We start from the raw sequence: 5,255 nt of genomic DNA, 5'->3' as shown, positions 1-5,255 counted from the left end.
TCGCGGTCGACGTCCAGGCTGCGCTTGTCGAACGGTTGTCGGGCCAGCCATTCGCGGACTATGTGCGCCTCCATATATTCGAGCCGCTCGGGATGCGGGACACCGCCTGGCGCCAGCCCGACGCGCGATTGTCGCGCTTTGCGGCGATGAATGTGAAGGCCGATGGCAAGCTGGTCCAACAGGATGCCGCGACCGCGCGAAAGCTGAATTTCGAGGACCATGCGCTGACCCCCGGCGGGTTCGGGCTCGCTTCGACTCTCGACGATTACCAGCGTTTCGCGCGGATGTTGCTGAACGAAGGCGAACTCGGTGGCGCGCGCATCTTAAAACCTTCGACCGTGCGGCTGTTGGCGACCGACCAGCTCGATCCCGCAATTACCGAACGCGCATGGCTTCCCGGCAAGGGCGCGGTCGGTTTCGGGTTCGACGTCGCGGTGCGCAAGTCGCCGCCGCAATCGGCCGCGGAAAGCCGCGGAGCGACGGGCGAATATTTCTGGGATGGCGCGGCCTCGACCCTGTTCTGGGTCGATCCCGCGAACCGGCTGACGGCGGTCTTTTTTGTCCAGACCATCCCCTATGACGGCACGCTCCACCGCGATTTCCGCGCGGCGGTCTATGGGGCGGATTATAGGGGTCCGGGGGGCGACTAGCCTGTCATTCTTTTGTCATCTCCATGGCGTTGAGCGGGCCGAGGAGCTTTTGAATGTCCCAACCCGACAAACGGGCCTTGCTGGCCGAGGGGCTTGCGGCCGGTGACGATGACGCCGCGCTCCATGTGCGGCTGGTCGCGGCGGGCATGTCGGCGGCGGCGGCGAAATATGAAATCGACCGGCTCGGCAAGGACCCGATGGCGGCGATGCTGCGGCGACAGGCGGCGCGAATGGCAAAGCAGGCATGGCTGCTCGCCAATCAGGACCGGCTCGCGCGCGAAGCCGACGGGGGCTTCGCGCTCGACACGCTCGTCGCCCCCGACAGCGGGTTTTTCTATCGCCATCATTATGAGGCGAACCGGCCCGCGAAACTGACGGGCATCGTCGACCACTGGCCCGCGCTCGCCCGCTGGTCGCTCGATCATTTCGCGCGCGTCGCGGGCGACGCCGTGGTCGAGGCGCAGGTCGAGCGCGAACGCGACCCGGACTATGAACTCGCGAAGGACAATCATCGCCGCCTCGTCCGCTTCGGCGAACTGATCGACTGGCTCCGCAAGGACGCGGCGAGCAACGACATCTATCTGACGGCCTATAACAGCGGCACCAATGCGGCGGCGCTCGCCATATTGTGGGACGATATCGCGCCGATCGCACTGCTCGACGACAGGCGTCCGCGCGACGGTTTTTTCTGGCTCGGCCCGCGCGGCACGCTGACCCCCTGGCATCATGATCTCACCAACAATCTGCTGGTGCAGGTCATGGGCCGGAAACGCGTGCGACTGGCGCCCCCATGGGCGCTCGCACGGATGAAAAACGGCCGACATTGCTTTTCCGACTGGGGCAATGACGCGCTGCCCGCCGGCGGCGGCGATGAAGTTCGGCCGCCGGTGCTCGAAACCATCATCGGGCCGGGCGAGGCGATCTTCCTGCCCGTCGGCTGGTGGCACCAGATCGAAGCGCTCGACCTGTCGGCCAGCATGAGCTTTACCAGCTTTTGCCGACCCAATGCCCATGTCGAGGATTATGCCTCGTGGGGCGAGCTCTAGGGTGGAACACCAGGGGGTTGTGTTCCCGGCGCGGGTCGGCAAGATTGCCTGTATGGGAAGCATAAGACGCGATCGGTCGATCTTCGTTTTACTGGCGGTGCTGCTGGTGCTGCCCGGCACGGGCGCCGCAAAAGAGCCGGTGCGGTTACAGCCCAGCTCCAAATGGCATGTCCATTATGCCGCCGACAGCTGCCGCATGGGGCGCAGCTTCGGCGAGGGCGACCAAAAGATTGTGCTGATGATCGATCGGTATCAGCCGGGCGACGCGCTGCGCATCAGCTTCATCGGAAAACCCGCCTTTACCGGGCAGAGCGAGGGGCATGTGCGGCTGCGTTTCGGACCCGATGAGGCCGAACAGGAGGTGCAATTTTATCCCGCAACCGCGGACGACAAGACCCCGTCGCTGATCATCCGCGGGGGCGTGCGCATCGCTGCGCCCTCGCCCGAACAGGTTGCCAAGTATAAGGCGTCGCTCAAGGCCAAGGAATTCAACTTTGAATGGCCTGATATCACGCCCGAACAGGAAGCGGCCGTCACCTATATCGAGGTGACACGTGCGATCCGCCAACCCTTCATCCTCGAAACCGGATCATTGGGGGCACCGCTGGCCGCGCTCGAAAAATGCACCGACGAATTGCTCGATCATTGGGGCATCGACGTGGCGCGCCATGCGACCCTGTCGCGAAAGGTGCGGCCGCGCACCAATCCGGGCTATTGGGTGACATCGCGCGATTATCCGACCCAGATGTGGATGACCGGAAAGCGCGCCATCGTCCAATTCCGGCTCGACGTCGATGCCGCCGGCAAGGCCACCGCATGTCATATCCAGCAATCGACCCGGCCCAAGGCGTTCGACGATGCGGTGTGCGGCGCCATCATGCGCAACGCGCGCTTTGAACCGGCGCTCGATGCCACAGGAAATCCGATCGCCTCCTATTGGCTGAACTCGGTCAATTTCCACCTTTAGGGCCCGGATCCTATTCGGCGGAGGGCGGGGCGGCGTGGGCGACGCGTCTCACCGCTTCCGCACAAATTCCGCGCGCAGCACCAGCCCCTTGATCCCATCGTGGCGGCAATCGATTTCCTGGTCGTCGCCGGTCAGGCGGATCGACTTGATCACGGTGCCGACCTTCAGCGTCTGTCCCGCGCCTTTGACGGCCAGATCCTTGACCAGCACGACCGAATCGCCGTCGGCCAGCCGATTGCCGACCGCGTCGCGGACCTCGGGCCCCGCCGCCGCGGCGGCCGCACGGTCGCGCGCATCGCTGGCGGACAGCCACTCGCCGCTCGCCTCGTCATAGACATAGTCCTCGTCGTCGCTGGTCATCAGATCATCCCGGTTTGCGGAAGCGCAGCGCGAACTGGTCGGTCTTGCCGCGGATTTCCTTGTCGAAGACATTGGCGGTACGCGGATCGTCGGGGCGGCGATAGAGGTCGTTTTCGGCTTCGAGTTTGAAGCCCGCGCCGGTCAGTGCGGCGACGACCGCATCCTTGTCGATCCGGTGCAGGCTGTCGGACAAGGTCGTGCCGCTGCCGTTGGCGGCGCTATGGTCGACGACGACCAACGTGCCGCCGGGTTTGAGCGCCGCGAACAAGGCCGCGCTCGCCTTGGCGCCGGTGCCTTCCGGGAAGGGCTTCAAATACAGGTCGTGGAAATTCTGCACCGTGATGATCGTGTCGAGCGGTTCGGGAAAGGCGGGCGCCGCGAACGGTCCGGCGACGGCATCGACATTGACATAGGCCGCGTCCACCGCGGCCTGGTCGTCGCCATATTGTTTCTTGAAGGCGATGAACTCGGCGGGCTGGAAGCCATAGACCTTGCCCGCCGGGCCGACCGCGGCCGCCAGCAGGCGCGTCACATAGCCGCCGCCCATGACGAAATCGCCGACCTTTTCGCCGGGCGCGATTTGCGCAAACGCGAGCAGATCGGCGGGCTTGCGCGCCGCGTCGCGTGTCCGGTCGGCGTCGGGACGCGCCGGATCAGCGAGCGCGACCTTGTAATCGGGGGCGACCTCTTTGGCGGCGAGCGGGGCCGCCGAGACGGCGAGCAGCAGGGCGAGGGTAAGCGGGCGGATCATGGCATCGACTCCCTTTGGTGTATCGCGCCAGTATAACAGTTTCGCGCCGCCTGCGCCCGCTTATTTGCATCTCGTGATTTTGATGATAGGTTTTTCTGTGAAACTAAAAATCGGGAGACGGACATGCATGATCTGGTGATTCGCGGCGGCACCGTCGTCGATGGTTCGGGTGGCGCGCCCTTTGTCGCAGATGTCGCGGTCGATGGCGACCGCATCGTTGCGGTGGGTGAAAATCTCGGCGCAGGCCGCGAAGAAATCGACGCCAGCGGCAAGATCGTCACCCCCGGCTTCGTCGACGTCCACACCCATTATGACGGCCAGGCGACATGGGACGCCGAAATGGCGCCGTCGAGCTGGCACGGCGTCACCACCGTCGTCATGGGCAATTGCGGCGTCGGCTTCGCCCCCGCCAAACCCGACCGCCACGAATGGCTGATCTCGCTGATGGAGGGGGTCGAGGACATTCCCGGCACTGCATTGGCCGAAGGCATGTCGTGGGATTGGGAGACCTTCCCCGAATATATGGACGCGCTCGAAAAGCTGCCGCGCACCGTCGATGTCGCCTGCCACGTCCCGCACGGCGCGGTGCGCGCTTATGTGCTCGGCGACCGCGAGAAACCCGGCGCGATCCCGACCGAGGCCGACATCGCCGAAATGTCGCGGATCGTCGAAGAAGGCGTGCGCGCCGGCGCGCTCGGTTTCTCGACCAGCCGCACCGTGCTCCACAAGTCGATCGACGGCGAACTCGTCCCCGGCACCACCGCGACCGCCGAAGAGCTGATCGCGATCGGCCGCGCGATGGGGCGCGTCGGATATGGCGTGTTTGAAATGGCGAGCGACCTGAAGCGCGAGTGGAACGAGTTTCAGTGGATGGGCGATTTGAGCCGCGAAACCGGGCTGCCGGTGACCTTCGCCGCGCTCCAGTCGATCGCCAAGGAACTGCCGCTCGAGGAGCAGATCGAGGAGATGCGGCGCCAGAATGCGACCGGCGCGAACATCGTGGCGCAGATCGCGCTGCGCGGCAACGGCGTCATCATGGCGTGGCAGGGGACGGTGCATCCGTTCCGCTTCAAACCCGCGTGGAACGAGATCATCGACCTGCCGTGGGACCAGCAACTCGCAAAATTGCGCGACCCGGCGTTCAAGGCGCGGATGATCGAAGAAGAGAATGTCTGGCCCGAAAGCGACATTATCGACTTCCTGAAGATCGTCGCGCTCGGCTGGCCGGTGCAGTTCGAGATGGACCCCGATTTCAATTACGAGCCGAAGATGGACGAAAGCATCATGGCGCGCGCCGCCGCCGCCGGGGTCAGCCCTTCCGAATATGCCTATGACCTGCTGATGAAGGACGATGGCAAGGGCTTCATCTATTTCCCCATCCTCAACTACCGCGACGGCAACCTCAATTTCCTCGAGGATCTGCAGGCCGCCGACGACACGGTGAACAGCCTGTCCGACGGCGGCGCGCATTGCGGCACGAT

At 64.6% G+C, this 5,255-nt stretch carries 6 protein-coding genes; 4 read left to right on the top strand and 2 right to left on the bottom strand.

Annotated features, from left to right (window positions below; all coding sequences use genetic code 11):
- The 3 genes from A3E77_RS10580 to A3E77_RS10570 form a co-directional block, all read left to right on the top strand.
- A partial coding sequence (locus tag A3E77_RS10580; RefSeq protein ID WP_293645702.1) for a serine hydrolase domain-containing protein occupies positions 1-650 on the top strand: 650 nt, incomplete at its 5' end.
- A 53-nt stretch (positions 651-703) separates the two neighbouring features.
- Entirely contained in the window at positions 704-1,696 is a 993-nt protein-coding gene (locus A3E77_RS10575) for a cupin-like domain-containing protein (RefSeq protein WP_293645701.1), read from the top strand.
- 52 nt (positions 1,697-1,748) lie between these two features.
- Entirely contained in the window at positions 1,749-2,663 is a 915-nt protein-coding gene (locus A3E77_RS10570) for an energy transducer TonB (protein WP_293645700.1), read from the top strand.
- Between the two features lie 48 nt (positions 2,664-2,711).
- On the opposite strand, the gene A3E77_RS10565 is transcribed toward A3E77_RS10570, so the two are convergent.
- Together A3E77_RS10565 and A3E77_RS10560 are read right to left on the bottom strand one after the other, a co-directional pair.
- Positions 2,712-3,023 (bottom strand): alkylphosphonate utilization protein, encoded by a 312-nt coding sequence (locus tag A3E77_RS10565; RefSeq protein WP_293645699.1) that lies wholly within the window; start codon positions 3,021-3,023, stop codon positions 2,712-2,714.
- Positions 3,024-3,027: 4 nt separating this feature from the next.
- On the bottom strand, positions 3,028-3,774 hold the full coding sequence (locus A3E77_RS10560) for a class I SAM-dependent methyltransferase (protein ID WP_293645698.1): 747 nt from the start codon (positions 3,772-3,774) through the stop codon (positions 3,028-3,030).
- A 123-nt stretch (positions 3,775-3,897) separates the two neighbouring features.
- Here A3E77_RS10560 and A3E77_RS10555 point away from each other — a divergent pair.
- Positions 3,898-5,255: N-acyl-D-amino-acid deacylase family protein (locus A3E77_RS10555; protein ID WP_293645697.1), on the top strand; the 1,358-nt coding region annotated here is incomplete at its 3' end.

It is taken from the genome of Sphingopyxis sp. RIFCSPHIGHO2_12_FULL_65_19 (genome assembly GCF_001830555.1).
GTDB lineage: Bacteria > Pseudomonadota > Alphaproteobacteria > Sphingomonadales > Sphingomonadaceae > Sphingopyxis.
Note: the sequence above shows the minus strand (reverse complement) of the source record. Positions and strands in the feature narration are given on the sequence as shown.

What these genes read in the sequence shown, in the direction of transcription:
- A3E77_RS10575 (WP_293645701.1), top strand. Translation starts at nt 704, where the DNA reads ATGTCCCAACCCGACAAACGGGCCTTGCTGGCCGAGGGGCTTGCGGCC.
- A3E77_RS10560 (WP_293645698.1), bottom strand. Translation starts at nt 3,774, where the DNA reads ATGATCCGCCCGCTTACCCTCGCCCTGCTGCTCGCCGTCTCGGCGGCC.
- A3E77_RS10565 (WP_293645699.1), bottom strand. Translation starts at nt 3,023, where the DNA reads ATGACCAGCGACGACGAGGACTATGTCTATGACGAGGCGAGCGGCGAG.
- A3E77_RS10570 (WP_293645700.1), top strand. Translation starts at nt 1,749, where the DNA reads ATGGGAAGCATAAGACGCGATCGGTCGATCTTCGTTTTACTGGCGGTG.